24 protein-coding genes and 2 pseudogenes are annotated in these 22,613 nt (G+C 64.1%); 9 read left to right on the top strand and 17 right to left on the bottom strand.

The genetic code is table 11. The features are described 5' to 3' along the window. Window positions 1-478: 478 nt before the first annotated feature. The 3 genes and pseudogenes from HU735_RS10365 to HU735_RS10355 form a co-directional block, all read right to left on the bottom strand. A complete protein-coding gene (locus tag HU735_RS10365) occupies window positions 479-1,144 on the bottom strand; it encodes an SOS response-associated peptidase family protein (protein ID WP_186713406.1) in 666 nt (221 codons plus the stop codon). Between the two features lie 57 nt (window positions 1,145-1,201). Beyond that, window positions 1,202-1,414, bottom strand: a pseudogene (locus HU735_RS10360) (dienelactone hydrolase); the annotation flags it as partial. 551 nt (window positions 1,415-1,965) lie between these two features. Further along, window positions 1,966-2,484 (bottom strand): GNAT family N-acetyltransferase, encoded by a 519-nt coding sequence (locus HU735_RS10355; RefSeq protein WP_186713405.1) that lies wholly within the window; start codon window positions 2,482-2,484, stop codon window positions 1,966-1,968. Between the two features lie 750 nt (window positions 2,485-3,234). On the opposite strand from HU735_RS10355, the gene HU735_RS10350 reads away from it, so the two are divergent. Further along, complete coding sequence (locus tag HU735_RS10350) at window positions 3,235-3,615, top strand: hypothetical protein (RefSeq protein ID WP_186713404.1); 381 nt, start codon at window positions 3,235-3,237, stop codon at window positions 3,613-3,615. A 77-nt stretch (window positions 3,616-3,692) separates the two neighbouring features. Here HU735_RS10350 and HU735_RS10345 read toward each other — a convergent pair whose 3' ends face one another. Then, window positions 3,693-4,139, bottom strand: coding sequence for a hypothetical protein (locus HU735_RS10345; protein ID WP_186713403.1), 447 nt, complete (start codon window positions 4,137-4,139; stop codon window positions 3,693-3,695). 153 nt (window positions 4,140-4,292) lie between these two features. On the opposite strand from HU735_RS10345, the gene HU735_RS10340 reads away from it, so the two are divergent. The 3 genes from HU735_RS10340 to fos all read left to right on the top strand — a co-directional run bounded on the left by HU735_RS10340 (window position 4,293) and on the right by fos (window position 5,806). Then, window positions 4,293-4,832 carry a GNAT family N-acetyltransferase gene (locus HU735_RS10340; protein WP_186713402.1) on the top strand — a complete coding sequence of 180 codons (540 nt, stop codon included), beginning with the start codon at window positions 4,293-4,295 and terminating at the stop codon, window positions 4,830-4,832. Window positions 4,833-4,969: 137 nt separating this feature from the next. Further along, a complete protein-coding gene (locus HU735_RS10335; RefSeq protein WP_238349787.1) occupies window positions 4,970-5,317 on the top strand; it encodes a hypothetical protein in 348 nt (115 codons plus the stop codon). A gap of 78 nt (window positions 5,318-5,395) precedes the next feature. Further along, window positions 5,396-5,806, top strand: a complete 411-nt coding sequence (fos, locus tag HU735_RS10330) for a fosfomycin resistance glutathione transferase (protein WP_186713401.1) — start codon at window positions 5,396-5,398, stop codon at window positions 5,804-5,806. Here the strand turns inward: fos and HU735_RS10325 are convergent. Next, window positions 5,797-6,306 carry a GNAT family N-acetyltransferase gene (locus HU735_RS10325; protein ID WP_186713400.1) on the bottom strand — a complete coding sequence of 170 codons (510 nt, stop codon included), beginning with the start codon at window positions 6,304-6,306 and terminating at the stop codon, window positions 5,797-5,799. The two genes, fos and HU735_RS10325, sit on opposite strands and share 10 nt — an antisense overlap. Window positions 6,307-6,456: 150 nt before the next feature. On the opposite strand from HU735_RS10325, the gene HU735_RS10320 reads away from it, so the two are divergent. Together HU735_RS10320 and HU735_RS10315 are read left to right on the top strand one after the other, a co-directional pair. Beyond that, entirely contained in the window at window positions 6,457-6,957 is a 501-nt protein-coding gene (locus HU735_RS10320; RefSeq protein WP_186713399.1) for a methylated-DNA--[protein]-cysteine S-methyltransferase, read from the top strand. A 110-nt stretch (window positions 6,958-7,067) separates the two neighbouring features. Further along, complete coding sequence (locus HU735_RS10315; RefSeq protein WP_238349786.1) at window positions 7,068-7,934, top strand: lipopolysaccharide biosynthesis protein; 867 nt, start codon at window positions 7,068-7,070, stop codon at window positions 7,932-7,934. Here the strand turns inward: HU735_RS10315 and HU735_RS10310 are convergent. After that, a complete protein-coding gene (locus HU735_RS10310; protein ID WP_186713398.1) occupies window positions 7,868-8,110 on the bottom strand; it encodes a hypothetical protein in 243 nt (80 codons plus the stop codon). The two genes, HU735_RS10315 and HU735_RS10310, sit on opposite strands and share 67 nt — an antisense overlap. An 82-nt stretch (window positions 8,111-8,192) precedes the next feature. Between HU735_RS10310 and HU735_RS10305 the strand changes: the two genes are divergently transcribed. Next, on the top strand, window positions 8,193-8,714 hold the full coding sequence (locus tag HU735_RS10305) for a DUF2867 domain-containing protein (RefSeq protein WP_238349785.1): 522 nt from the start codon (window positions 8,193-8,195) through the stop codon (window positions 8,712-8,714). Between the two features lie 3 nt (window positions 8,715-8,717). Here HU735_RS10305 and HU735_RS10300 read toward each other — a convergent pair whose 3' ends face one another. Continuing rightward, window positions 8,718-9,224 carry a DUF3016 domain-containing protein gene (locus HU735_RS10300; protein ID WP_186713397.1) on the bottom strand — a complete coding sequence of 169 codons (507 nt, stop codon included), beginning with the start codon at window positions 9,222-9,224 and terminating at the stop codon, window positions 8,718-8,720. Window positions 9,225-9,298: 74 nt separating this feature from the next. On the opposite strand from HU735_RS10300, the gene HU735_RS10295 reads away from it, so the two are divergent. Next, window positions 9,299-9,994: a metallophosphoesterase gene (locus tag HU735_RS10295; RefSeq protein ID WP_186713396.1), complete on the top strand. Its 696-nt coding sequence runs from the start codon at window positions 9,299-9,301 to the stop codon at window positions 9,992-9,994. Here the strand turns inward: HU735_RS10295 and HU735_RS10290 are convergent. Together HU735_RS10290 and HU735_RS10285 are read right to left on the bottom strand one after the other, a co-directional pair. Beyond that, on the bottom strand, window positions 9,972-10,592 hold the full coding sequence (locus tag HU735_RS10290; protein WP_186713395.1) for a LysE family translocator: 621 nt from the start codon (window positions 10,590-10,592) through the stop codon (window positions 9,972-9,974). The genes HU735_RS10295 and HU735_RS10290 overlap by 23 nt on opposite strands. 63 nt (window positions 10,593-10,655) lie before the next feature. Next, window positions 10,656-11,471 carry an AraC family transcriptional regulator gene (locus tag HU735_RS10285; RefSeq protein ID WP_186713394.1) on the bottom strand — a complete coding sequence of 272 codons (816 nt, stop codon included), beginning with the start codon at window positions 11,469-11,471 and terminating at the stop codon, window positions 10,656-10,658. Window positions 11,472-11,606: 135 nt separating this feature from the next. On the opposite strand from HU735_RS10285, the gene HU735_RS10280 reads away from it, so the two are divergent. Then, the gene (locus tag HU735_RS10280; protein WP_186713393.1) at window positions 11,607-12,230 is read left to right on the top strand and encodes a LysE family translocator; all 624 of its coding nucleotides are present in this window, start codon (window positions 11,607-11,609) and stop codon (window positions 12,228-12,230) included. A 5-nt stretch (window positions 12,231-12,235) separates the two neighbouring features. Here the strand turns inward: HU735_RS10280 and HU735_RS10275 are convergent, their stop codons facing one another. From HU735_RS10275 to HU735_RS10240, 8 genes and pseudogenes are all read right to left on the bottom strand, one after another. After that, a complete protein-coding gene (locus HU735_RS10275) occupies window positions 12,236-12,511 on the bottom strand; it encodes a peptidylprolyl isomerase (protein WP_008095636.1) in 276 nt (91 codons plus the stop codon). A gap of 52 nt (window positions 12,512-12,563) precedes the next feature. Then, window positions 12,564-14,513 (bottom strand): annotated as a pseudogene (locus tag HU735_RS10270) (acetoacetate--CoA ligase). Window positions 14,514-14,723: 210 nt separating this feature from the next. Then, complete coding sequence (hbdH, locus tag HU735_RS10265) at window positions 14,724-15,494, bottom strand: 3-hydroxybutyrate dehydrogenase (protein ID WP_186713392.1); 771 nt, start codon at window positions 15,492-15,494, stop codon at window positions 14,724-14,726. Window positions 15,495-15,505: 11 nt separating this feature from the next. Next, a complete protein-coding gene (locus HU735_RS10260) occupies window positions 15,506-16,897 on the bottom strand; it encodes a GntP family permease (RefSeq protein WP_186713391.1) in 1,392 nt (463 codons plus the stop codon). A 277-nt stretch (window positions 16,898-17,174) separates the two neighbouring features. Then, entirely contained in the window at window positions 17,175-18,560 is a 1,386-nt protein-coding gene (locus tag HU735_RS10255; protein ID WP_186713390.1) for a sigma 54-interacting transcriptional regulator, read from the bottom strand. Between the two features lie 47 nt (window positions 18,561-18,607). Next, window positions 18,608-19,624 (bottom strand): ABC transporter permease, encoded by a 1,017-nt coding sequence (locus HU735_RS10250; protein ID WP_186713389.1) that lies wholly within the window; start codon window positions 19,622-19,624, stop codon window positions 18,608-18,610. Beyond that, the gene (locus HU735_RS10245; RefSeq protein ID WP_186713388.1) at window positions 19,624-20,682 is read right to left on the bottom strand and encodes a microcin C ABC transporter permease YejB; all 1,059 of its coding nucleotides are present in this window, start codon (window positions 20,680-20,682) and stop codon (window positions 19,624-19,626) included. The genes HU735_RS10250 and HU735_RS10245 overlap by 1 nt, the downstream gene beginning before the upstream one ends. Continuing rightward, on the bottom strand, window positions 20,679-22,604 hold the full coding sequence (locus HU735_RS10240) for an extracellular solute-binding protein (RefSeq protein ID WP_186713387.1): 1,926 nt from the start codon (window positions 22,602-22,604) through the stop codon (window positions 20,679-20,681). The genes HU735_RS10245 and HU735_RS10240 overlap by 4 nt, the downstream gene beginning before the upstream one ends. Window positions 22,605-22,613 lie beyond the last annotated feature (9 nt).

The following is a 22,613-nucleotide window of genomic DNA, read 5'->3' as shown; positions in this document are numbered from 1 at the left end:
ATCGAGTAGCTGCCATCCTGATAGCTTTTGGCCATGGGCGTGTTGTTGCGATCAATCTCACTGAAAAGGCGGGAGCACTCGGAAGCTTTCGCTTCGGGCGAGGTCGGATCAGGAGCATTCTCCACATCAAGAACGTATTGCGACTTTTAGTGTGCACATCCGAACAGGGCTGAAAATGCCAGGATTGCTGCTATTTTCTTCATCTTATATCCGTATAGTATGAATTTTCGCAATGGTTAACTGGTTTCGCCAGGGCAGGGTATGAACTTGAAAAAGTAGGCTCTGACCTCTGAGCCACAGCGACTTTGCGCCGCCTTCATCCCCGCTCCAAATATTCCGTCGCGCACCATAGCGCAATAGCTCTATAGAGGCTATGCCCCTGATGAGGGGTGGTTTCCAGGAAAGGCAAAAGTGACAGCAAAGTCTGACTTGGAAAATGTCTTTGGATCCGCGCCCTGGGTCTCCAGCCGCTCATCCCTCACTGAATCGGCTTGATCAGTTCCTGTCCCTGATTGCGTACGTTACCCACTGCTGTACCCACCCGGTACCACTCAAACGTCTCGGCTGGCTCGCCCAGGTTGAGCAGCAACTGCTCGGCGTGTTCACTGGGCATAGGGGCCGACATCCATTCGATAGCCAGGCCAGATGGCAGCACAACCGGTCGCCGGTCGTGCACGTCGACCAAGCCGCCCTGGGCATCGGCGGTGATGATCACGAACCCGTCATGATCGTTGCCGGCGAACTGGCCGATGGCGGCGCACAGGGCAGGGCGACCGTCGCGTCGGCGGATGTAGTAGGGCTGCTTCTTCGGCCCACCTTCATCCACCCATTCATACCAGCCGTCCACCGGGGTGATGGCCCGGTATGGCCATATCGCCCGGAAGAAGGCGCCGTGCGCTACCTTTTCAATGCGGGCATTGATCGGTGTGGCCCGGTCGGTCGCCCAATGTGGACGCCATCCCCATCTCACCAGGTCCGCGCGCGGACCTGCGTCGTCTACCCTAAGCACCGCGACCTGCGTGGTCGGCGCAACGTTGTAATGACCGAGCGGCTGCTCACCGACATTGTTCCGCCAGGCCCGCGGCATGCTCAGGGTTTCAACGAAGTCATGGAGCCCGCGGTACTGGCTCAGCCGTCCGCACATTTCCCATCCCTCCTGCTTGAACTTGAAGGATAGGTCGTCGAGCGGTGTCCGCGATCCTCAGTTGTTGAATGACTGCGCCAGGAACCCACTGATCAGCGAGGCGATCTGCTGCTGGATCATTGCCCGTGGTCGAGCATTGTCGCCGTCCCGGCAAATGATGCCATCGCCTGGTGTGTCTTCTTCGAGCAATGCTATCGCGCCGGGTTTGCACATTGGCAGGAAGCTGAAGTGGCTGGCATCCTCGATCTCGACATAACGGCTTGTCGCAGGCCTATGCAGAGCAACAGGCCAAGCACTGTTTTCATTGTTCTTCTTCCTTGAAGTGAACTGCGTCCATGTGAGTCCAGAGGATCAATCAAAGGCAATGCATACAGGCTTTGCCTGCGACAATGCTGTGTTGCATGCCTCTATCAGATCCTCGGTACAGTAGAGTCGCCAGCCGTTACTGGCTCCCCATTTGGCTGAAACCGGATCCATGCCGGGGGCTTCATCCTGTACGGCTTTCCACCAATCGGAGTGACCGATTTCTGCCACCAGGCCTGCCCGGTAGACTTGTAGTAGCGGTAGTAGCTCGCCCGCTTGGTCGGCCGTTACAAGGACGTAATCCTGAGTTTCGAGCTGGGTTGTGATGTCGTCGATCAGCTTGGAACCATCGAGAGAGGCACAGATCACTGCCTCGAACGAAGACCCCGATTTATCTCGCCCCGTGAACGTTCCGCACGTGATGCTCCCACCCGACATTTAGTTCCCCAGCCAGATCCTTTGAGGCGCATCTTATGAGAGGCATCGCTGAGCCGTCCACCTGAGAACCCAGTCGGCGCTCACAAGCACTTACCGAACAACTGGTTTTCGTGCGTCTCGTTCTGCAATGTATACGGTTGCGAGCCAAAGTACTCGTAGCCTTGTCGAGGATAGAATTCTAATGCTCGCACGTTCCTTGCCCAGACAGTGGCCCAAAGGAATGATGCGCCGCCGAGCCTGGCCTGTTGCTCGGCGGCCTCCAGCAAGCGCCGGCCAATGCCTTGCCCGGTAAATCGCTCTTGCAGGTAAAGGCGTTGAAGCTCGCCTGCCCGCGGGCTGGCGATCCGTTCATGGCTGGTGTTCATCGCGACCTGGGCAAAGCCGACCAGATGCCCGTCAATCTCTGCGAGCGTGATGAAGGTATCTGGTCTGGCAATCACCTTCGACAGGCTGTCTGGCAAGAATGAGTCCAGGGCTTCCTGGGCGATGGCGTCGCGTATGCCTTCGGTGGCATAGGTGTCGAGAAATACCTGGATACCCAGTGCGGCAAGACACAGGGCATCCTGAGGGAGCGCTTTGCGCAAAGTGATTGGCTGCATTGATTGCCTCCTGGCATCGCCTGTCTGGGCCGGGCAGGAGTCTATCGCCAAACTGGTAAACAGGCCTCACTGGATCTGGCTCCCGGCTCACTCTAACAGCTTGGGCAGGGCCTGTTCAGTCAGTGGTCGATCCCTCAAGCGCGGCTCTTCTCATTCCCGCCTGGCGAACCTCTCGCGGTGGCAGCGGTTTCGCCGTGCCGGGCCCATCGCCACACTGCATTCCCTTCAATTCGCTGGGCGGAATGTGGACATGCAGCTGCCGGCGGCGCTGCTGGATGATCTTCTGGATGCGTCTCATGGGGGCACACCTTGATGGGCATCCTTGCGAGAGCCAGAGGGCATGACCATCAGTAAACGCCTGTTTGCCTGACACGCCCGTCTCGCCTGACCAATGGACGTTGTCCTGGCGCTGTCGGGCTGGAATGGGAGTTGCTTGAACCCAGGAAACCGATCATGCGGGAGAGCAGACATGTTCCAGGATGACTTCTATTTCATGAGCTTTGTCGTGGCTGCCGTGCTGGCTGTGGATGTGGTGGCGATCTTTGTGTTCCTGCAGGCCAGTGTCTGACCCCATTCCTGGGGATACGGCCCCTGAACCGGGGCTTGCACCGGCAAGTCTTTTTGAGTGTTTGTGTGGTCGAATTGATATTCAAGCGAGTGTTCCGCTTGTCTGCTGGACAAGCCGACCCACTGGACGCTAGTACACTCACCCGTGCGGTAAGCAAGTCCCACTCATAAGGAGCATGAGTCATGGCACAGCAACAAAAGGCTTTTGATGAAGAACTGGCCGCCGATGTCCAGGTACCTCCGGGTTATACCTACCTGAGCAGCGGTCGTTGCGATGTGAAGGGCAAGGAGGGAGAGCGGGCCGGCGCGAACTTCGTCGAAGCGCAGATCCAGCAGTACAAATCCTTCATCCTCAGGACTACCGCCGGTGCGGGCACGTTCATGGTGCGCCTGGACTACTCTGGCGGCAGCGACAAGAACCTGCAATACGTCAGTATCGATGCGAACTACTCCGCCCAGGAGACCTTCAACATTCGCAGCGTTTCGATGAGCAGTCTGCGTGGCTTGTTCGCCGCCGGCAAGAGTTCGGCCAACCTGAGTTTCTACGTGTTCGGAAAACCTTGATCAGGGTTGATTGACCTGCATGGATTCCGGTCGGTTCACGGCCGGAGTCCATAAGTGTGTCCTCGGGCTGGCAGGCATTACCAAAGCCACAGGAAGACGCTGGCCAGGTCGACCAGCATCCCTGCGAAGACCCAACTGGCAGTCAGGGACACGGCGATCAGTGGCGTGGCATCCCTGGTTCGAAGCATGGCCAGGAAACCGCCAGCCAAGGCACCGGGAAAACTGAAGAAGTACCATAGCCAAGCCATTGCCTCGGCACGCCCTCCCGTGGAGAACCAGAGTCCGAAGAGGCTCAGGAAGAGTGCCATCGCTATCTCCGTGCCCGCGAATACCGCCCATGGCCCTCTGAATATCAGCAAGACGCCCAGTACGATGGCGTGAGGTGCCAGCAAGAGTGCGAAATTGCCCCAGAAGTATTCATCGAACCGGGTGAGGAGGGTAGCGCTGGTCATGGCCCACAGCACTGCGACTAATGCAATCCAGTGGTCGACGCGCCGGGCTGGCACGGTACCTGTCGAAATCATCGCGTGAAATCCCTTTCAAAATGCAGCGCGCATTCTAGCGATCTCGCCTCGCAACGCCCAGCATTTGGACGCATCGTTGGGTGCCTTTACCAGCGTGGCAATTGTGCTAGATTTCAAGGTCTTGCAGACATCAAGCCGGTGAGGGCTCGCTCCATGTTCATCGAAACACCGCGTCTTGTCCTGCGTCCCTGGGCCGAGCGGGACATCGAAACCTTTGCCCTGATCAATGCCGACCCCGAAGTCAGGCGGTACTACTTTCCCGCGATACTGTCGCCCGATGAAACCCAGTCGATGCTCGCGGACTGCGACCAACATCTGCAGGTCCATGGTTTCGGTTTCGTCGCTGTCGAGCGCAAGGTCGATGGCGTGTTGGTCGGCGGGCTTGGACTGTCCTTGACCGGGGATGAGATACCGGGCGGCCCGCACGTCGAAATCGGCTGGATCCTCGGGCGCAGCCACTGGCGACAGGGGTACGCATTCGAGGCGGCCAGCGCGTGCCTGGAGCACGCGTGGTCGACGCTTGGGCTAAGGCAGGTCATTGGCTACACCTCCAGCATCAACACCCCGTCGAGGGCTTTGATGGAGCGGTTGGGTATGCGTTCGGATCCGGCGGAGGACTTCCCCGACCCGACGGTGCCTGAAGGCAATGCATTGCGGCCGCATGTGCTCTACCGAATCGACAGGCCGGCCTGAAAGCCAGGCGATATAGCGAACCGGCCTACCGCGCCCGTCACCTGAGGCTAGTCTTGTAGATCGTAAGCAGACTATTAAAAAGGGTGGTGGCTGTCTGACCCTGTCCAGGGCTTCCTGCTGGGGTGGTTGGAGTCTGTATGAGCCGTTTGATGATGGCAGTGGCCGCCAGCCTGTTGCTGGTGGGCTGCGCACACGATCCCGATATCCGTGCGGGCCGCGACAACACCTTCGGCATGACCGCGAAAAGCCCGCCGGAGTACCTGAATTGCGTCAAGGCCGAGCTTCCCGATTCGGCCAAGACCTATGTCGTGCAGAACCAGGGCGCCCTGGAGCTGTTTGTCGCCAGCACCGATCCAAACAAGGCCGAGGGGCTGGTCAAGGTTCAAGGCGCCGCAGGGCGGCAGCAGTTTTCCGCCTACCAACGTGATGCCTGGTATGACAAGGGGCGCCTGCTCGATGCCGCGTTGATGTGTTCGCGGGTATGATCGCAGCGTAGCGGGGCGCGCTCGTTTCCATTGCGCCCCGTGAAGCGATCATGCCCCACTTCACCTCAGGTGCTGCTCATGTTGAACGGACTCAACCATCTCACCCTGGCGGTTTCCAACCTGCCGGCCAGCATCGTGTTCTACCAGCAGGTCCTGGGCTTCAAGCTCGATGCACATTGGGACCGTGGTGCCTACCTGAGTCTGGGCGACCTTTGGCTGTGCCTGTCGGTCGACCAGATCGAGGCGGGCGACTTGCAGCGTAACTACACGCACTACGCATTTTCCATCCGCCAGACCGATTTCGCCGCATTCGCCCAGCGCCTGCGTAAGCATGCCGTACGGCTGTGGAAACAGGACAGCAGCGAGGGCGACTCACTGTACTTCCTCGACCCGGACGGCCACCAGCTCGAAGCCCATGTCGGCGATCTGCAGTCGCGGCTGGCGGCCTGTCGGGTCAAGCCCTACGCGGGCATGGCGTTCTACGACTGACGCATCCGCGCCATGCACAGCGCATCGACGTACACCCCGTCGCGCACGCCATAATCGCGCAGCCGGCCTTCGGTCTCGAAGCCGAACTTGCGATACAGCGCCAGCGCCGGTTCATTGTCGGCGTAGACGGTGAGCTGGACCCGACGCAGGTTCATCCAGTTGTCGGCAATGTCGAGGATGGCGGCCATCAGCCGTGAGCCGACGCCCTTGCCTTGCCAGGCCTGGGCAACGCCCATGAGCAGCTCGCCCAGGTGCGCCTGGCGGATGCGTGTGCTCTGGTCGAGGCCAATATTGCCGATCACCTGGCCTTGGTGCACCGCCACCAGGCGGACCTGGCGTTCGTGATAGGCGGCCAGGCGTTCACGCCAGACCTCGACGGACTGATAGGGCATCTGCAGCACCTGGCGACACACGGCTGGTTCATTGTAGAGCGCGGCGATGCCCTGCAAGTGCTGCTCGGCAAAACGTTCGATGACGATGTCGGGCGATGCGTCGTTCACTGTGTTTCCATCCTTTGAAAAACGAGTGGCGTCTCAGTGTACGGGGCGCAGGCCTGGGCTGGCCAGTGGCGATGACCTGGCAAGAAAGCGGATGCGCCGGCACGCCGCGATGGGTACAGTGCAGTGATCGTCGTCCTGCCGGAGCCTGTCATGTCCTGTGCCTTCACCCTCATGCAATCGCCTGTCGGCCCCCTGACCCTGGTGGCGCGGGGTGAGCGGCTGGCTGCCGTGCTGTGGGAGCACGAGCGGGAAAACCGGGTGCGCCTGGGCGAACTGCACCGTGATGACCAGCACGGCGTGCTGCGCGAGACCGCCCGCCAACTGGGCGAGTACTTTGCCGGGCAACGCCAGCGCTTCGAGCTGGAACTGGACTTCGCCGGCACCGAGTTCCAGCGTGAGGTCTGGGCGGCGCTGTTGACCATTCCCTTCGGCCAGACCCGCAGCTACGGAGAGATTGCCCGACAGATCGGCAAGCCCGACGCGGTCCGCGCGGTGGGCGCGGCCAACGGGCGCAATCCGATCTCGATCATCGCGCCATGCCACCGGGTGATTGGAGCCTCGGGTAGCCTCACCGGTTTCGCTGGTGGATTGCCGGCCAAGCAGTTCCTGCTGGCGCTGGAGGGACGGCAGAGCCTGGCACTGGCGTTCTAGGCTGCGAGGCGTGGGGTGTCTCGGTTCTGTAAGATTTTTGTAAAATTGTTCATTTGAATTGTGAAGAACTGTAAGGTGCCTGCGTGTATCTTCAAGGACTTCACTCGCCAATGTCTTCTTCTCCCTCGCAGCCGTATGCTGCTTGTGGGGCGCTCTCCAGCTTCGAGGCGTGTCGCAATACCCAGCAGGGGCCAGTCGTGATTCTAGGATCCGGCGTATCGGCCAAGGACTTCCCCATTGCTGAATTTTCCAGCGTGCCCGTGATCGCCATGAACGGCTCCATCGCCATGCTCGACGCCGTCGGCCTGGGGCCCTTCTTCTACTTGTGCACTGACCGGGACTTTCCTCGCCAGCAACCCGAGTTGTTCGCCACGGCCGTGCGCACCAGTGCGCACCTGGCCTTGTGGCCGGAGCAACTGGAGTCGCTCGAGGTGCCGCCGGGCACCGTCTGCTACCCGCTGAGCAAGGCGAAGGATCCTGGCCTTGCAGACTGGCTGGGCGCGCGTGATGGGGTCTATGTGCGCAACCGCGCGTTGTGGAGCAAGCGCTCCCGCTCGATCGGCTTCAGCAAGGATCTCTCCCACGGCTTCTTCGATGCGCGCACGGTGGCTTATGTGGCGTTGCAGCTGGCCTATCACCTGGGCTTCGATGACGTGCTACTGGTGGGGCTGGACATGAATCAGTCCGCCGGGCGGTTCTACGAGCGTGAGGGGCAGGCGCGCTCGCCTTGTGGGCTTGACCAGCATTGGGAACGCCGCATCCTGCCGTCGCTGTCGCTGATGGCGGACCAGGTGCTAAACCGCGATTTCCGCGCCTACAACCTGTCGGCCTCGTCACGTATTCCGGACACTGTCATACCCAAGATCAGTTTGTCCGAAGCACGCCGGCTGGCTTGCCTGAACCCAGCATTTCAAGCGAGCCAGACACAGGCCAGCAACGCCAACAATGCCAGGACGGTTCCGACGACCAGGCTGTAATGCCGGTGGGCGCGTCGGGCGTGGGATTCGACCTCACGCAAGTAAAGGCCTGGTGATGGTGCATCGGGGCGATGACGCAAGCCTTCGGCGAGGTCGGCCAGGCGACCACGGATCAACAGCCCCACCAGATAATAACTGCCGGCGTAGCTGCCCAGTGTCAACAACAGGTATTTCATCTGGCCTGATCCCTGGCGTGAGTACGAGCGCCGAGGATACTATCGGGCATGCAGCCTTCACCAGTCGTGAGGCAGCACTTTCATGGATGAGGATTCGATGAGCCGCGCCGCCATACCTGTTGATTCATTGATTATCCCGCATGCAGAAGTTGCGGGCTTCCGCCATTGCCGGGCCATCGACCTGGCGGACGATGGGCAGCCCGCCATGGCGTATTTCCTGCGCCTGATGACGAGCATGCCCGGCTGGATCGACGAAATGATGGTGTTGCGCAACCGCCTGGTCGGGCTGTTCGGGTTGAAGAACCTGGGCCGGCTGACCGCCATCGACCCGGCCCGCGCACCGGGCAGTTACCAGCCTGGAGAGCGGGTGGGCATCTTCACTTTGGTCAGCAACAGCGAGCATGAGGTGCTGCTGGCCGATTGCGATCACCACCTGGACGTGCATATTGCCCTGATGCGTCGCCCGACCGCCCCCGGGCGGTGCGAGGTGCTGGTCAGCACCGTGGTGCGAACGCACAACTGGCTGGGCCGCCTGTACATGCTGCCGGTGGCTCCGTTCCATCGGCTGATCGCGCCCATCGCCCTGCGCCGGCTGGCGCGCTGACGATCAGGACGGCGGTGCGAAGCGTTGACGGAACCAATCGCCGAGCATGGCCTTTTCCGCATACAGCCGGTCGTTGCTGCCAAGGCGGCCGGGGCGGCTGAGGTACATCTTGTCGCTCAGGTGTTCCTGGGCCTTGAGCGCGGGTTGCCCGGGCTGCTGGAGGGTGTAGTCGAGGTCGATGCTGGGCCAGGTGACCTCGCGCATGAAGCGCACATCGTAGGCCTGGCTGTGCCAGGGCTCGAAACGTCCGGCCAGGTCGATGTCGCGGATGTCGATGACCAGTTGCTGGCCGGGCCGCAGGTAGCGCTGGCCGAGCTTCTGCAGGTGCTGGGTGAGGGCTTTCATCACCTGCGGGTCGGCGCCTTGGGGGTAGCCGCGGTTGTCGAGGCTGGCATCGCGGAATTTTTCCGGGTGGTCGAAACGCACCTCGACCTGCGCGGTCGGAGCGCCCTGTGCCATGCTGTCGAATGCCAGCACCAGCAACAGGGCGCTGGCCAGGGTGGTACGCATGATGCACCTCCGGGGTTGGGCGGCTTGCCTGCCTATTTTACGCCGGTATGGGGCATAAGCAGAGGACTGATGCAATGAGCGCTTTTCGGCGGATGACCGCCAATACCCACGGGCGTGACCTGGCCGTGGGTGATATTCATGGGCACTTCGAGCGCTTGCGCCAGTGCCTTGAGGCCGTGGCTTTCGACCCGGCGGTCGACCGGTTGTTCAGCGTCGGCGACCTGGTCGACCGTGGGCCTGCAAGCCCGCAAGCACTGGAGTGGCTGGCCAAGCCCTGGTTCCATGCGGTGCAAGGCAACCACGAGTCACTGGCGGTCAATCACCTGCGCGGCGGGCGGGTCGACCTGGAGATGTACCGGGCGGCCGGCGGCGGCTGGTTTCTCGACCTTCCGAAAACAGAGCAGGCGCGTTTCGTCGAGGTGTTCGAGCGGTTGTCGATCGCGCTGCAGGTCGACACACCCGACGGTCCGGTCGGGCTGCTGCACGCCGACAGCCCGTTCGACGATTGGGAGCGGTTGTGCGCGAACCTGCAGGCCGGGGGCGATCTGCAGGTGCGCGAGGTGTGCCAGTGGTCGCGACGGCGCCTGAAGGAGGGCGACAGTCGACCGGTGAAGGGCTTGCGGGCCTTGCTGGTCGGGCACACACCGGTGCTGGAGATGAAGGTGCTGGGCAATGTCTGGCATCTGGACACCGGCGGCTGGAGCCGTGGCCACTTCAGCCTGCTCGAGCTGCGGTGGCTGACGCTGCTCAGCCCAAGGCCAGGTGCGTGAGCACGCCGCTGGCGAGCAGGATCAGCATCGCCCCCGAGGCTCGTTCCAGCCAGGGCAGGGCGCGAGCGAAGCGGCGCAGCACCCGCTGATTGCCGATGGCCACGGCCACCAGCAGGTCCCAGGCCAGGACGATGGCGAACATCCAGGTGCCGTAGGCCAGCTTGGCCAAGGTGCTGCTGCTGGCGATCATGCTGGCCAGGCTGGCGTAGAACAGCGCGTTCTTCGGGTTGAGGATGCCCGAGGCGAAGCCCATGCCCAGGCTATTCAGCCAGCTACTGGCGCGCGATGAAGCGTTGGCGCAAGCCCCCGTCAGGCCGCTCTTTCCAGCATGGCGCAGGAACAGTTGCCCGATGTACAGCAGGTAGCCGCAGCCGGCCAGTTGCAGGGCGACGAACAGCGGGCTGCCGTCGCGCAGGAACGACACTCCAGCAAACGCCGCGCCGATGAACACGCCATTGGCCAGGGCAATGCCTGCGCAGGCGCCACTGGCCACCCGCCAACCGGCACTGGCCGAGGTCCTGGCCACCAGGAAGAAGTCCGGGCCAGGGGAGAGCAGGGCGAGAAAGTGGCCGGTTGCGATGAACAGGAACAGTTGCATGGTTGGGCTTCCAGAAGGAGGAAGCCGTAGTCTGTGACCGGGCAATAGGGCGGGTATTGAAGATTATTGCATGGCTGCGCGATAGGTCCCCGGCGTTACCCCTGCATGCGCCTTGAACACCCGCTGGAAGTGACTTTGGTCGGCAAAGCCCAGGCGGTAAGCGACTTCCGCCAGCGGCCGGCCCTGGCGCAACAGTTGCCGGGCCCTGTTTATTCGGGCGTTGAGCAGGTAGGCATGGGGCGTCATGCCAGTGGCGATGTTGACGGCACGGATCAATTGATAGCGCCCCATGCCCGCCAGCCGTGCCAGTCCGTCGAGGCTCAGTTCAGCCAGCGTCTGCTCCTCGGCATGGGCCAACAAGTCGCGGAGTGTCGACGGCGGCAAGGGCGGCGCGGGTGGCAGGTCCGGATAGATGGAGAAGTCGTTGTCGCCAAGAAAAGCCACTAATGCCGCTTCTTTCTCGAACGCTGTCGCCTTGGAAAACAGCAGGGTGTTCAGCTCGCAGAACTGCCGGTACAGCGCCGCCGAGCGGCTGACCCGGGCCGCTGCGCCGGGCTGGTCGGCGGCACTGCCCGACTCCAGGCGCAGGCAGCGCAGCCAGTCGGCGTCCAGGTGCAGCATCTGGTAGCTCCAGGCCTGCCCGGCCTCAGGGTTGCAGGCATGCACCCGCTGGGCTGGCACGAACACCAAGGTGCCTGGGGTCAGGCGCACCTGTCCGTCACCTGCCCCGGTGAAGCGGCTATGACCGGCATCCACCGCGCCGATGGAAACGCTCGGGTGGCTGTGGGCCTTGTAGCAGGCGCGGCTGTGGCAAGCGCGTCGGCTCTCGACGTAGGGCAGGGCCGGATCGTGCCAGATTTCACTGCTCGAAGGGGTCATGGAGAGGGGGCCTGGAGGTGGGCGCAGGGCGCCAGTCTAGCGTCTACCTACTGTTCCGGCCATTTGCCGCGTCACTGTGCTTGACGCGCCTGCCCGCCGGACGCGACGCTGCGACGGTCCCGCTGGAGAAGAATAATGGACCTGTCGAGCCTGCTGCTGTTCATCCCCGCCTGTTTCGCCCTGAACATGGCGCCGGGGCCCAACAACCTGCTGTCCCTGCACAACGCCAGCCGCTATGGCCTGCGCACCGCCTGCGTGGCCGGCGGCGGGCGCCTGCTCGCCTTCAGCGGCATGATCGCCCTGGCCGCCATGGGCCTGGCCGTGGTGCTGCATACCAGCGAGTACCTGTTCCTGGCGATCAAGTTGCTGGGCGCGGGCTATCTGTTCTATATCGCCTGGCAGCTGTGGCGGGCGCCTGTCGGCGAGGCGGCGGTGGCTGGCGAGCAGCCGCGCGGCACCTGGAAACTGGCGCGACAGGAGTTTTGGGTGGCGGCGGGCAACCCCAAGGCCATTCTGATTTTCACCGCTTTTCTGCCGCAGTTCGTCTCGGTGGGCAGCGCAACGCCGGTGAGCGAGCAGTTCCTGCAACTGGGCGTGCTGTTCCTGCTGCTGGAGTGGGCAGCCATCGCCATCTATGCCGGGCTCGGCGCCTACTTGCAGCGTTGGTTCGAGCGGCCCGGGCCACGGCGGCTGTTCAACCGGATCAGCGCGTCGCTGCTGGGTTGCGCCGGCATCGGCCTGCTGGCCGCCCGGCGCTGAGGACGTCAATCGCGGTAGAAGGTCTGCACCAGGTGGTAACCGAACTTGCTCTTGATCGGCCCATGCACCACGCGCAGGGGCTTCTTGAAGATCACCTGGTCGATGGCACCGACCAGCTGGCCCGGGCGCACTTCGCCCAGGTCACCGCCACGCTTGCCGGACGGGCAGGTGGAGAACTTCTTGGCCAGCACGTCGAAGGCCTCGCCGTTGGCGATGCGCTGCTTGAGCTTTTCGGCTTCGTCAGCGGTCTTGACCAGGATATGGCGGGCTTGGGCTTTCATGGGGGTACCTGTGTTTCTGGGCAAAAGGGCGACATTATGCCTGATGTCGTCATCAGCGTAACTCCGGGCGGCCGCGGAACTGCTCCAGCGCCTCGGGGTTGGCCAGGGCGTCGGTGTTCTTCACCGGCAGGCCATGCACCACGTTGCGGATCGCCAGTTCCACCAGCTTGCCGCTGAGGGTGCGCGGGATGTCGTCGACCTGGGCGATCACCGCCGGCACATGGCGCGGCGTGGTGTACTGACGGATCACCTGGCGGATGCGCTGGCGCAGGGCATCATCCAGTTGCAGATCGTCGCGCAGGCGCACGAACAGCACCACGCGGACGTCGCCGTGCCAGTCCTGGCCGATGGCCACGCTCTCCAGCACCTCCTCGACCTTCTCCACCTGGCGATAGATCTCCGCGGTACCGATGCGCACGCCGCCGGGGTTGAGCACCGCATCGGAACGGCCGTGGATCACCAGGCCCCCCCCCGGGATCTGCTCGGCATAGTCGCCCTGGCACCAGACCCCCTCGAACTGGCTGAAATACGCATCATGGTAGCGCCTGCCGTCGTCGTCGCCCCAGAAGCCCAGTGGCATCGAAGGGAAGGGCTGGACACAGACCAGCTCGCCTTTCTCGCCAGTGATCGACTGCCGCTGTTCGTTCCACACGTCCACCGCCATGCCCAGGCCCTTGCCAGCGATTTCGCCCCGGCGCACCGGCAGCAGCGGATTGCCAAGCACGAAGCAGGCGACGATATCGGTGCCACCAGACATGGACGCCAGGCACACGTCGGCCTTCACCTTGGCGTAGAGATAGTCGTAGCTGTGCGGTGACAACGGCGAGCCGGTGGAGAGGATCAGCCGCAGGCTGTCGAGGCGGTGGGAGCTTGCCGGTTCGACACCCGCCTGTTCCAGGGCAGCAAGGTACTTGGCGCTGGTGCCGAAGGCATGGATCCCTTCGGCGTCGATCAGGTCGAGCAGGCGTTCGGGGCCTGGGTGGAACGGCGAGCCGTCGTACAGCACCAGGGTGGCGCCGACCGCCAGGCCGCTGACCAGCCAGTTCCACATCATCCAGCCGCAGGTGGTGTAGTAGAACAGCACGTCGTCGGCCTTGAGGTCGTTGTGCAGACCGTGTTCCTTCAGGTGTTGCAGCAGCACGCCACCGGCACGGTGGACGATGCACTTGGGCACGCCGGTGGTGCCGCTGGAGTAGAGGATATAGAGCGGATGGTCGAAGGGCAGGGCGGTAAAGTCCGGGGTGCCGCCCGGGGTGAAATAGTCATCCCACAGCATGGTCTGCTAGGTGCTGAACTCATCGGCGCGGGTCTTCGGCCGGGTGTGGGGCACTACCAGCAACCGCTCGACACTGGGGAGTTGGGCCACGACCTGGTTGATTTTCTCCACCTGGTCGATGGTCTTGCCGGCGTACTGGTAACCGGCGCAGGCCACCAGCAGCCTGGGCGCGATCTGGCCGAAACGGTCGATGATGCCATGGGTGCCGAACTCCGGTGAACAACTGGACCAGACCGCGCCGAGGCTGGTGGCGGCGAGCATGGCCACCAGGGTTTCCCAGGTGTTGGGCATCACCGCGGCGATACGGTCGCCGGGCTGGATGTCGGCCTGCCTGAAGGCCTGTTGCAGCCCGGCGACCTGGGCGGCCAGCTGGTTGTGGGTGAGGCTGAGGCGTGCGCCGTCCTCACGCACCGCCACCACGGCCGGGCGGTCGTCGCGGCGTTGCAGCAGGTGCTCGGCGACATTCAGGGTGGCACCGCGGAACCAGCGGGCCTCGGTCATGTGCTCGCCTTCCTCGAGGATGCTTGCCGGTGGCGTGTGCCAGCGCACCTGGAAGTACTCGGCCAGGGCCTGCCAGAACTGCGGGCGCTGTTCGATGCTCCAGCGGTGCAGGGCGGCGTAGCTGTCGAGCTGGAGGTTGAAGCGCCGGTTGACCCGGCGGCGGAAGGCTTCCATCCGGCTCGCTTCGATGCGGGTGGTGGAGGGGCGCCAGAGTACATCGTTCATGCCGGGACCCTCGGTGATTGCTGATCCACTCACCTCTTCAGGGTATCCGCAACCCCTGTAGGAGCGGCCTTGTGCCGCGAAAGGACTGCATCGCAGCCCCAACCATTGCTGTCAAATCATCGATCGCCGGGGCCGCTTTGCGGCCCTTTCGCGGCGCAAGGCCGCTCCTACACACAGAGAATGCGCAACCCCGACCATCATTCTAGCCGCTTACTGAGCAAGCCAGCCGCCATCGACGTTCCAGGCGGCGCCACGCACTTGGCTGCCGGCCTCGCTGCACAGGAACAACACCAGCTCGCCGAGATGCCGGGGTGTGACGAAGGCCAGCGAAGGCTGCTTCTCGGCCAGCAGGTCGTGCTGCGCCTGCTGTGCGTCGCCACCGTTGGCGGCGCGGTCGTCGATCTGCTTCTGCACCAGCGGGGTCAGCACCCAGCCCGGGCAGATGGCGTTGCAGGTGACGTTGCTGGTGGCGGTCTCCAGGCCGATGACCTTGGTCAGGCCGACCACGCCGTGCTTGGCGGCGACGTAGGCGGCCTTGCCGGTGGAGCCCACCAGGCCGTGCACCGAGGCGATGTTGACGATCCGCCCCCAGCCCCGCGCGCGCATGCCCGGCAGGACCAGGCGGCTGCCGTGGAACACCGCTGAAAGGTTCAGCGCGATGATCTTGTCCCAGGCCTCCACCGGAAACTGCTCGACCGGCGCCACGTGCTGGATACCGGCGTTGTTGACCAGGATATCGACCGCGCCGAACTCGCGCTCGGCCAGGGCGAACATCTGCTCGATCTGCGCCACGTCGGACAGGTCGGCGGGGTGGTGGGCCACCTTGACCCCGTGCTGCCTGATTTCTGCGATGGCGGCTGCCGGGTCGCCAAAGCCATTGAGCAGGATGTCAGCGCCGGCCTCGGCCAGCACCTGGGCTATCCCCAAACCGATGCCGCTGGTGGAACCGGTGACCAGTGCGGTCTTGCCTTTGAGCGTCATGCCGTTCTCCTTCATACGATGCCGGTGGCGTAGAACGTGGCGATGACCACGAACACGGCCAGGGTCTTGATCAGGGTAATACCGAAAATGTCCTTATAGGCCTCGCGGTGGGTCAGCCCGGTCACCGCCAGCAGGGTGATCACCGCGCCGTTGTGCGGCAGGGTGTCCATGCCGCCGCTGGCCATGGCGGCGACCCGGTGCAGCACCTCCAGCGGGATGTTCGCCGCGTTGGCGGCGGCGATGAAGCTGTCGCTCATGGCCGCCAGGGCGATGCTCATGCCGCCGGAGGCGGAGCCGGTGATGCCGGCCAGCAGGGTGACGGTGATGGCTTCGTTGACCAGCGGGTTGGGGATGCCGCGCAGGGCATCGGCCAGGACCAGGAAGCCCGGCAGCGAGGCGATCACCGCGCCGAAACCGTATTCCGAGGCGGTGTTCATCGCCGCCAGCAGGGCGCCGCTCACGGCGCTCTTGGTGCCTTCGGCCAGGCGCTGGCGGATGGTGCCAAAGGCGCACACCAGTACCATCAGGATGCCCACCAGCAGGGCCGCCTGCACCGCCCAGATCGCCGTGAGCTTGGCCACGTCGCTCTGCACCGGCGTGGCCATGCCCGGCAACTGCAGGGTGTGACTGGTCCCGTACCACTGCGGGATCCAGTGGGTGAACAGCAGGTTCATCACCCCCACCATCAGCAGCGGCGCCAGAGCCAGCCAAGGGTTGGGCAGATTGATGTCGTCGGCGGTTTCCGGCTCGTTGCGCAGGTTGCTGCCGTAGCCTTCGCCCTTGCGCTGGGCCTTGTTGCGCTGGCGTTGCAGGTAGAGCATGCCGGCGCAGAACACGAACAGCGTGCCGATCAGCCCCAACCAGGGCGCGGCCCAGGCGGTGGTGTTGAAGAAGGTGCTGGGAATGATGTTCTGGATCTGCGGGGTGCCGGGCAGGGCGTCCATGGTGAAGGAGAACGCGCCCAGGGCGATGGTCGCCGGGATCAGCCGCTTGGGGATGTCGCTCTGGCGGAACATCTCGGCGGCGAACGGGTACACCGCGAACACCACCACGAACAGCGACACGCCGCCGTAGGTGAGCAGGGCGCAGACCAGCACGATCACCAGCATGGCCTGACGGGTGCCGAGCAGGCGGATGGCGGCGGCGACGATCGAGCGCGAGAAGCCCGACAGCTCGATCAGCTTGCCGAACACGGCGCCGAGCAGGAACACCGGGAAGTACAGCTTGATGAAACCGACCATTTTCTCCATGAACACCCCGGTAAAGGCCGGGGCCACGGCGGCGGGGTCGGTGAGCAGCACGGCGCCGAGGGCGGCGATGGGGGCGAAGAGGATCACGCTGTAGCCGCGGTAGGCGGCGAGCATGAGAAGGGCCAGGGCAGCGAGGGCGATGAGCACGGTCATCGGGGGGGATCTCCAGGGTGTTGTTTTTATGGTTGCCGGGGAGATAGCGGGAATCGTGCCATGTGTCTAACTAATTGATTTAATTGAATAAATGTTCTTTTGTTGAATTTGTTGTCTCTGTTTGGAGATGCAATTGGCTGAAGGCCATCGCGGGACAAGCCCGCTCCTACAGGGGGCGGTGTATTTGCGAGTATCGCCAATCCCTGTAGGAGCGGGCTTGTCCCGCGATCGAGGGCGCAGCCCTCGCCATAGTCTCTATTTTGAAACGTAAATCTCTTTATTGAGACAAAATACCCAGCGCCACCATTTTCTTGTACAGCGTCGAGCGCCCCAATCCCAATGCCTTTGCCGCCTCCGGCACATTCCCGCCACTGCGTGCCAAGGCCTGCACAATCAGCCCGCGTTCAAACTGCGCACAGGCCTCCCGGTACCCCAACTGCGGTGCCGTCTCGGCCACCGGGCTCAACGGCCCCAGTGCGTTCATCAGATCATGCACGCCCAGCCGTGGCTGGTCCGCCAGCAGGGTCGCCCGTTCCAGCACATTACGCAGCTCCCGGATATTCCCGGGCCAGGCATGCCGCCCCAACAGCGCCTGGGCATCAGCCTCCAGCTCATACTGGCTGCCCAACTCGGCAAGGATCGCCTCGCACAGCGCCGGCAGGTCTTCCCGGCGTTCGCGCAGCGGCGGTACCTGCACCGGCAGCACGTTCAGCCGGTAGTACAGGTCGGCACGAAACGTCCCCCGGACCATGGCCGCCTGCAGGTCGATGGAGGTGGCGGCGATGACCCGCACATCGCTGCGCAGCATCTGGTTGCTGCCCACCGGCTCGTACTCCTTCTCCTGCAACACGCGAAGCAGCTTGCTCTGCAGGGCCAGGGGCATGTCGCCGATCTCGTCGAGGAACAAGGTGCCGCCTTCGGCCAGTTGCAGTTTGCCGCTGCGTCCCTTGCGATCGGCGCCGGTGAAGGCGCCGGGGGCGGTGCCGAAGAACTCGGCCTCCAGCAACGCTTCGGGGATTGCCGCGCTGTTGATGCTGACGAACGCCTTGTGCGCCCGCGCCGAGGCCGCGTGGATGGCATGGGCCAGCAGTTCCTTGCCGGTGCCGGTCTCGCCGAGCAGCAGCACCGGCGAGTCGCTGGTCGCGCCGCGGCGGGCGCGCCGCTTGGCCTCGAGGCAGGCAGGGCTGCTACCGACGAACTGAGCGAAGCTGTAGCGGGCCTGGCGGGCGCGCAACTGGGAGCGGGTCGAGGCCAGTTCCTGCTGCATGCTGGCGTAGCGCTTGAGCAGCGGCGACAGGCTGCGCAGCTCGTCGAACAGGGCAAAGCCGATGGCGCCGATCAGCACGCCCCGGTCGTCGTGGATCGGCAGGCGCATCACCACCAGCGGCTCGTTCGGCGTGTCGAGCATGTCCAGCAGGATCGGTTTGCCGTTGCTCACCACCTCGCGCATCAGACTGCCGGGTATCACCGCCTCGCAAGGCTGGCCGATGGCACTGGCGGCATCCTCCAGGCCGAAACGCCGGGCATAGCGCTCGTTCATCCAGACGATGCGCGCCTGGCGATCGACGATCACCGTGCCTTCGCTGGATTGCTCGATGATCTCGAACAGCGAGCGGATGGCCAGTTGGCGGACCTGGGGGTAGTCCTTGAGGTTGTCGTGCATGGAAGGGATACCCATAGTCGAAATGTATGCCGGACATGTAGGAGCGGCTATGTGCGAGGATCAAACGCCTCGCGCAGCGCATCGCCGATGAATACCAGCAACGACAGGATCAACGCCAAGGCAAAGAATGCGGTAAAGCCTAGCCACGGCGCCTCCAGGTGCTGCTTGCCCTGGGTCACCAGCTCGCCCAGCGAGGCGCTGCCGGCGGGCATGCCGAAGCCGAGAAAGTCCAGCGCGGTGAGGGTGGTGATGGCCCCGGTGAGCATGAACGGTACATAGGTCAGGGTCGCGTTCAGGGCGTTGGGCAGGATATGCCGCAGCATCACCTGGGTGTCCGAAAGCCCCAGGGCCCGGGCCGCCTTGACGTATTCCAGGTTGCGCCCACGGAGGAACTCGGCGCGCACCACATCGACCAGGGTCAGCCAGGAGAACAGCGCCATGATCCCCAGCAGCCACCAGAAGTCCGGCTCGACGAACCCCGACAGGATGATCAAGAGGTACAGCACCGGCAAGCCCGACCACACCTCCAGCAATCGCTGGCCGAGCAAATCCACCCAGCCGCCGTGGTAGCCCTGCAGGGCACCGGCCGTGACGCCGATCAGCACGCTGAGCAGGGTCAGGGCGAAGGCGAACAGCAGCGAGACACGCGTGCCGTACAGCACCCGTGCCAGCACGTCGCGGCCCTGGTCGTCGGTGCCCAGCCAGTTGCTCGCGCTGGGCGGGCTGGGGGTGGGGACCTGCAGGTCGTAGTTGGGGGTATCGGCGCTGAACGGGATCGGCGCGAACAGCATCCAGCCACCCTGGCCTTCGATCAGTTGGCGTACGTACTGGCTGCGGTAGTCAGGCTGGAACGGCAACTGCCCGCCGAACTGCTGCTCGGTGTAGCGCTTGAGCGCCGGGGTGTACAGCTCGCCCTGGTAGCCCAGCAGCAAGGGCTTGTCATTGGCCACCAGTTCCGCGCCCAGGCTCAGCAGCAACAGCCCGGCGAACAGCCACAGCGAGATCCAGCCGCGGCGGTTGTCGCGAAAACGTCGCAGGCGGCGCCGGGCGATGGGCGAGAACATCAGCGCCCCCTCGCGTCGAAGTCGATGCGCGGGTCGAGCACCGTGTAGCACAGGTCGCCCAGCAGGCGGATCAATAGCCCGGCCAGGGTGAAGATGAACAAGGTGCCGAACACCACCGGGTAGTCCCGCGACACCGCCGCCTCGTAGCTCATGCGCCCGAGGCCATCGAGGGAGAAGATCACCTCGATCAGCAGGGAACCGGCGAAGAACACCGTGATCAGCGCCTGGGGCAGGCCGGCCACCACCAACAGCATGGCGTTGCGCAGTACATGGCCGTAGAGCACCCGCCGCTCGCTCAGGCCCTTGGCCCGGGCAGTGACCACGTACTGGCGGGCGATCTCGTCGAGGAAGGCGTTCTTGGTCAGCAGCGTGAGGGTGGCGAAGCCGCCGATCACCAGCGCGCCGACCGGTAGCACCAGGTGCCAGAAGTAATCGGCGACCTTGCCCAGCAGGCTGAGCTGGTCGAAGTCTTCCGAGACCAGGCCGCGCACCGGGAACCAGTTGAGCGAGGTGCCGCCGGCGAAAAGCACGATCAGCAGCAGGGCGAACAGGAACGAGGGCAGGGCGTAGCCGATCACGATCAGCGCGCTGCTCCAGGCGTCGAAACGGCTGCCATGGCGTACCGCCTTGCGGATGCCCAGCGGGATCGACACCAGGTAGGTGATCAGCGTGGCCCAGAAGCCCAGCGACAGGGTCACCGGCAGTTTCTGCACGATCAGCTCGGTGACCGTGGCACCGCGAAAGAAACTCTGGCCGAAGTCCAGCCGCGCATACTGGCCGAGCATCAGCCAAAGGCGTTCGGGCGCGGACTTGTCGAAACCGTACTGGCGCTTGATCTCCTCGATCAGCTTCGGGTCCAGGCCGCGGGTGGCCCGCGACTCGCCTTGCACTGCTTCGACCCGGGCGCCCGGCGCGCCGCCGCCGATGCCCTGCAGGCGCGCCACGGCCTGTTCCACCGGCCCGCCGGGCGCGGCCTGGACGATGGCGAAGTTCACCAGCAGGATGGCCAGCAAGGTGGGGATGATCAGCAGCAGGCGGCGCAGGATATAGCTAGTCATGGCTTGCTCCGCAGGCGCTCGGCCATCTGCGGGTTGGTCAGCGCCCGGGGGCTGACTTCCCACCAGGTATCCAGGCCTTCGTCATAGGCCGGCTGTACCTTGGGCAGGCCGAAGCGGTTCCACCACACCGTCGAGCTGCCCGGCGGGTAGTAGTTGGGAATCCAGTAGTAGTTCCATTGCAGCACCCGGTCCAGGGCGCGGGCGTGGTGCAGCATGTCGGCCTGGCTGGTGGCGCGCACCAGGCCGTCGAGCAGGCGGTCCACCGCCGGATCCTTGAGCACCATCAGGTTGTTCGAGCCCGGGTCGTTGGCCGCGGCGGAGCCGAAGTAGTTGTACTGTTCGCTGCCCGGCGACAGGGTTACCGGGTAGCCGGTGACGATCATGTCGTAGTCGCGGGCCATCACCCGGTTGACGTACTGGGCGGAGTCGACGTTGCGGATGTTCAGCTCGACGCCGATCTGCGCCAGGTTGCGTTTCCACGGCAGCAGCAGGCGTTCCAGACCGGACTGGCCATTGAGGAAGGTTAAACTCAGCGGCTGGCCCTGGGCATTCACCAGCCGATCACCCTGGGGATGCCAGCCGGCGTCCTGCAGCAACGCCAGCGCCTGCAGTTGCTGCTGGCGGATGATGCCGGAGCCGTCGGTGACCGGCGCGCTGAAAACCCGGCTGAACACTTCGTCCGGCACCTGGCCGCGCAGCGGCTCGAGCAGCTTGAGTTCCTCGGCGTCGGGCAGGGCGCGGGCGGCCAGAGGCGTATTGGAGTAGAGGCTCTGCTGGCGGATGTACATGTTGCGCATCATCTGCCGGTTGCTCCACTCGAAGTCCCAGAGCATGCCCAGGGCCTGGCGCACGCGGCGGTCCTTGAACTGCGGCTTGTCCAGGTTGAATACGAAGCCCTGGGCGATCTGCGGTTTCGCCGGGGCGAGGTGGGCGCGCTGCAGGCGCCCGTCATCCAGGGGCGCACCGTTGTAGCCGAGGGTGTAGGCGGTGGCGGAATACTCGCGGTTGTAGTCGTAGCCTCCACCCTTGAGGACCTGCCGGGCCACCTCGGTGTCGCCGAAGAATTCGACGCCGATGCGGGCGAAGTTGTACAGCCCGCGGACGGCCGGCAGGTCTCGGGCCCACCAGCTCGCATCGCGCTCGAAGGTAATGCTGCGGCCGTTGTCGATCCTGCCGATGCGGTAAGGGCCGCTACCGACCGGCTTGTCGAAGCCGGCACCGTTGGCAAAGTCGCGTTGCTGCCAGTCGTGCTCGGGCAGCACCGGCAGGCCAGCCAGTTCCAGGGCCAGGGTGCGGCCATGGGGCTGCTTGAAGTCGAAACGCACCTGGCGCGGGCCTTCGACCGTGACCGCGGCGACATCGGCGAACTGGGTGCGAAACTTGAGGCTGCCCTGGTTCATTAGCAGCTCGTAGCTGAAACGCACGTCCTCGGCCCGTACCGGCTTGCCGTCGGCGAAGGTAGCGCGGGGGTCGAGGTAGAAGCGCAGCCAGGCGTCGTCGGGGCCGCGCTCCATGCGCTGGGCGATAAGGCCGTAGACGGTGTAGGGCTCATCGAGCGAACGCACGGCCAGCGGTGCGTACAGCCAGCCATCGACCTGGCTGACGCCGATGCCTTTGTCGATGTAGGGCAGGATATGGTCGAAGTTGCCGATCTCGATGGCCGAGCGGCGCAGGCTGCCGCCCTTTGGGGCGTCTGGGTTTACATAGTCGAAATGGCGGAAGTTCGCGGGGTAGCGCGGGGCTTCGGCGTAGACGGTGAGGGCGTGGGTGGGGGCGGCGTGGGCTAACGAGAGCGAGCACCACAGGATCATGCAACACAGTAACTGTGGGAGCGGGTTTACCCGCGAATGCGTCAGCTCAGGCAACGATGTTGCATGTACGGGCACATTCGCGGGTAAACCCGCTCCCACAGGGGACATCATCGCCTGCGA

The sequence above is a fragment of the Pseudomonas sp. BW16M2 genome, assembly GCF_014268865.1.
Lineage (GTDB): Bacteria > Pseudomonadota > Gammaproteobacteria > Pseudomonadales > Pseudomonadaceae > Aquipseudomonas > Aquipseudomonas peradeniyensis.
Note: the sequence above shows the minus strand (reverse complement) of the source record. Positions and strands in the feature narration are given on the sequence as shown.

Bases quoted from the DNA above. Each gene is read 5' to 3' on its own strand.
- HU735_RS10365 (WP_186713406.1), bottom strand. From the start codon at position 1,144: ATGTGCGGACGGCTGAGCCAGTACCGCGGGCTCCATGACTTCGTTGAA.
- HU735_RS10355 (WP_186713405.1), bottom strand. From the start codon at position 2,484: ATGCAGCCAATCACTTTGCGCAAAGCGCTCCCTCAGGATGCCCTGTGT.
- HU735_RS10350 (WP_186713404.1), top strand. From the start codon at position 3,235: ATGGCACAGCAACAAAAGGCTTTTGATGAAGAACTGGCCGCCGATGTC.
- HU735_RS10345 (WP_186713403.1), bottom strand. From the start codon at position 4,139: ATGATTTCGACAGGTACCGTGCCAGCCCGGCGCGTCGACCACTGGATT.
- HU735_RS10340 (WP_186713402.1), top strand. From the start codon at position 4,293: ATGTTCATCGAAACACCGCGTCTTGTCCTGCGTCCCTGGGCCGAGCGG.
- HU735_RS10335 (WP_238349787.1), top strand. From the start codon at position 4,970: ATGAGCCGTTTGATGATGGCAGTGGCCGCCAGCCTGTTGCTGGTGGGC.
- fos (WP_186713401.1), top strand. From the start codon at position 5,396: ATGTTGAACGGACTCAACCATCTCACCCTGGCGGTTTCCAACCTGCCG.
- HU735_RS10320 (WP_186713399.1), top strand. From the start codon at position 6,457: ATGTCCTGTGCCTTCACCCTCATGCAATCGCCTGTCGGCCCCCTGACC.
- HU735_RS10315 (WP_238349786.1), top strand. From the start codon at position 7,068: ATGTCTTCTTCTCCCTCGCAGCCGTATGCTGCTTGTGGGGCGCTCTCC.
- HU735_RS10310 (WP_186713398.1), bottom strand. From the start codon at position 8,110: ATGAAATACCTGTTGTTGACACTGGGCAGCTACGCCGGCAGTTATTAT.
- HU735_RS10305 (WP_238349785.1), top strand. From the start codon at position 8,193: ATGGATGAGGATTCGATGAGCCGCGCCGCCATACCTGTTGATTCATTG.
- HU735_RS10300 (WP_186713397.1), bottom strand. From the start codon at position 9,224: ATGCGTACCACCCTGGCCAGCGCCCTGTTGCTGGTGCTGGCATTCGAC.
- HU735_RS10295 (WP_186713396.1), top strand. From the start codon at position 9,299: ATGAGCGCTTTTCGGCGGATGACCGCCAATACCCACGGGCGTGACCTG.
- HU735_RS10290 (WP_186713395.1), bottom strand. From the start codon at position 10,592: ATGCAACTGTTCCTGTTCATCGCAACCGGCCACTTTCTCGCCCTGCTC.
- HU735_RS10285 (WP_186713394.1), bottom strand. From the start codon at position 11,471: ATGACCCCTTCGAGCAGTGAAATCTGGCACGATCCGGCCCTGCCCTAC.
- HU735_RS10280 (WP_186713393.1), top strand. From the start codon at position 11,607: ATGGACCTGTCGAGCCTGCTGCTGTTCATCCCCGCCTGTTTCGCCCTG.
- HU735_RS10275 (WP_008095636.1), bottom strand. From the start codon at position 12,511: ATGAAAGCCCAAGCCCGCCATATCCTGGTCAAGACCGCTGACGAAGCC.
- hbdH (WP_186713392.1), bottom strand. From the start codon at position 15,494: ATGACGCTCAAAGGCAAGACCGCACTGGTCACCGGTTCCACCAGCGGC.
- HU735_RS10260 (WP_186713391.1), bottom strand. From the start codon at position 16,897: ATGACCGTGCTCATCGCCCTCGCTGCCCTGGCCCTTCTCATGCTCGCC.
- HU735_RS10255 (WP_186713390.1), bottom strand. From the start codon at position 18,560: ATGCACGACAACCTCAAGGACTACCCCCAGGTCCGCCAACTGGCCATC.
- HU735_RS10250 (WP_186713389.1), bottom strand. From the start codon at position 19,624: ATGTTCTCGCCCATCGCCCGGCGCCGCCTGCGACGTTTTCGCGACAAC.
- HU735_RS10245 (WP_186713388.1), bottom strand. From the start codon at position 20,682: ATGACTAGCTATATCCTGCGCCGCCTGCTGCTGATCATCCCCACCTTG.
- HU735_RS10240 (WP_186713387.1), bottom strand. From the start codon at position 22,604: ATGATGTCCCCTGTGGGAGCGGGTTTACCCGCGAATGTGCCCGTACAT.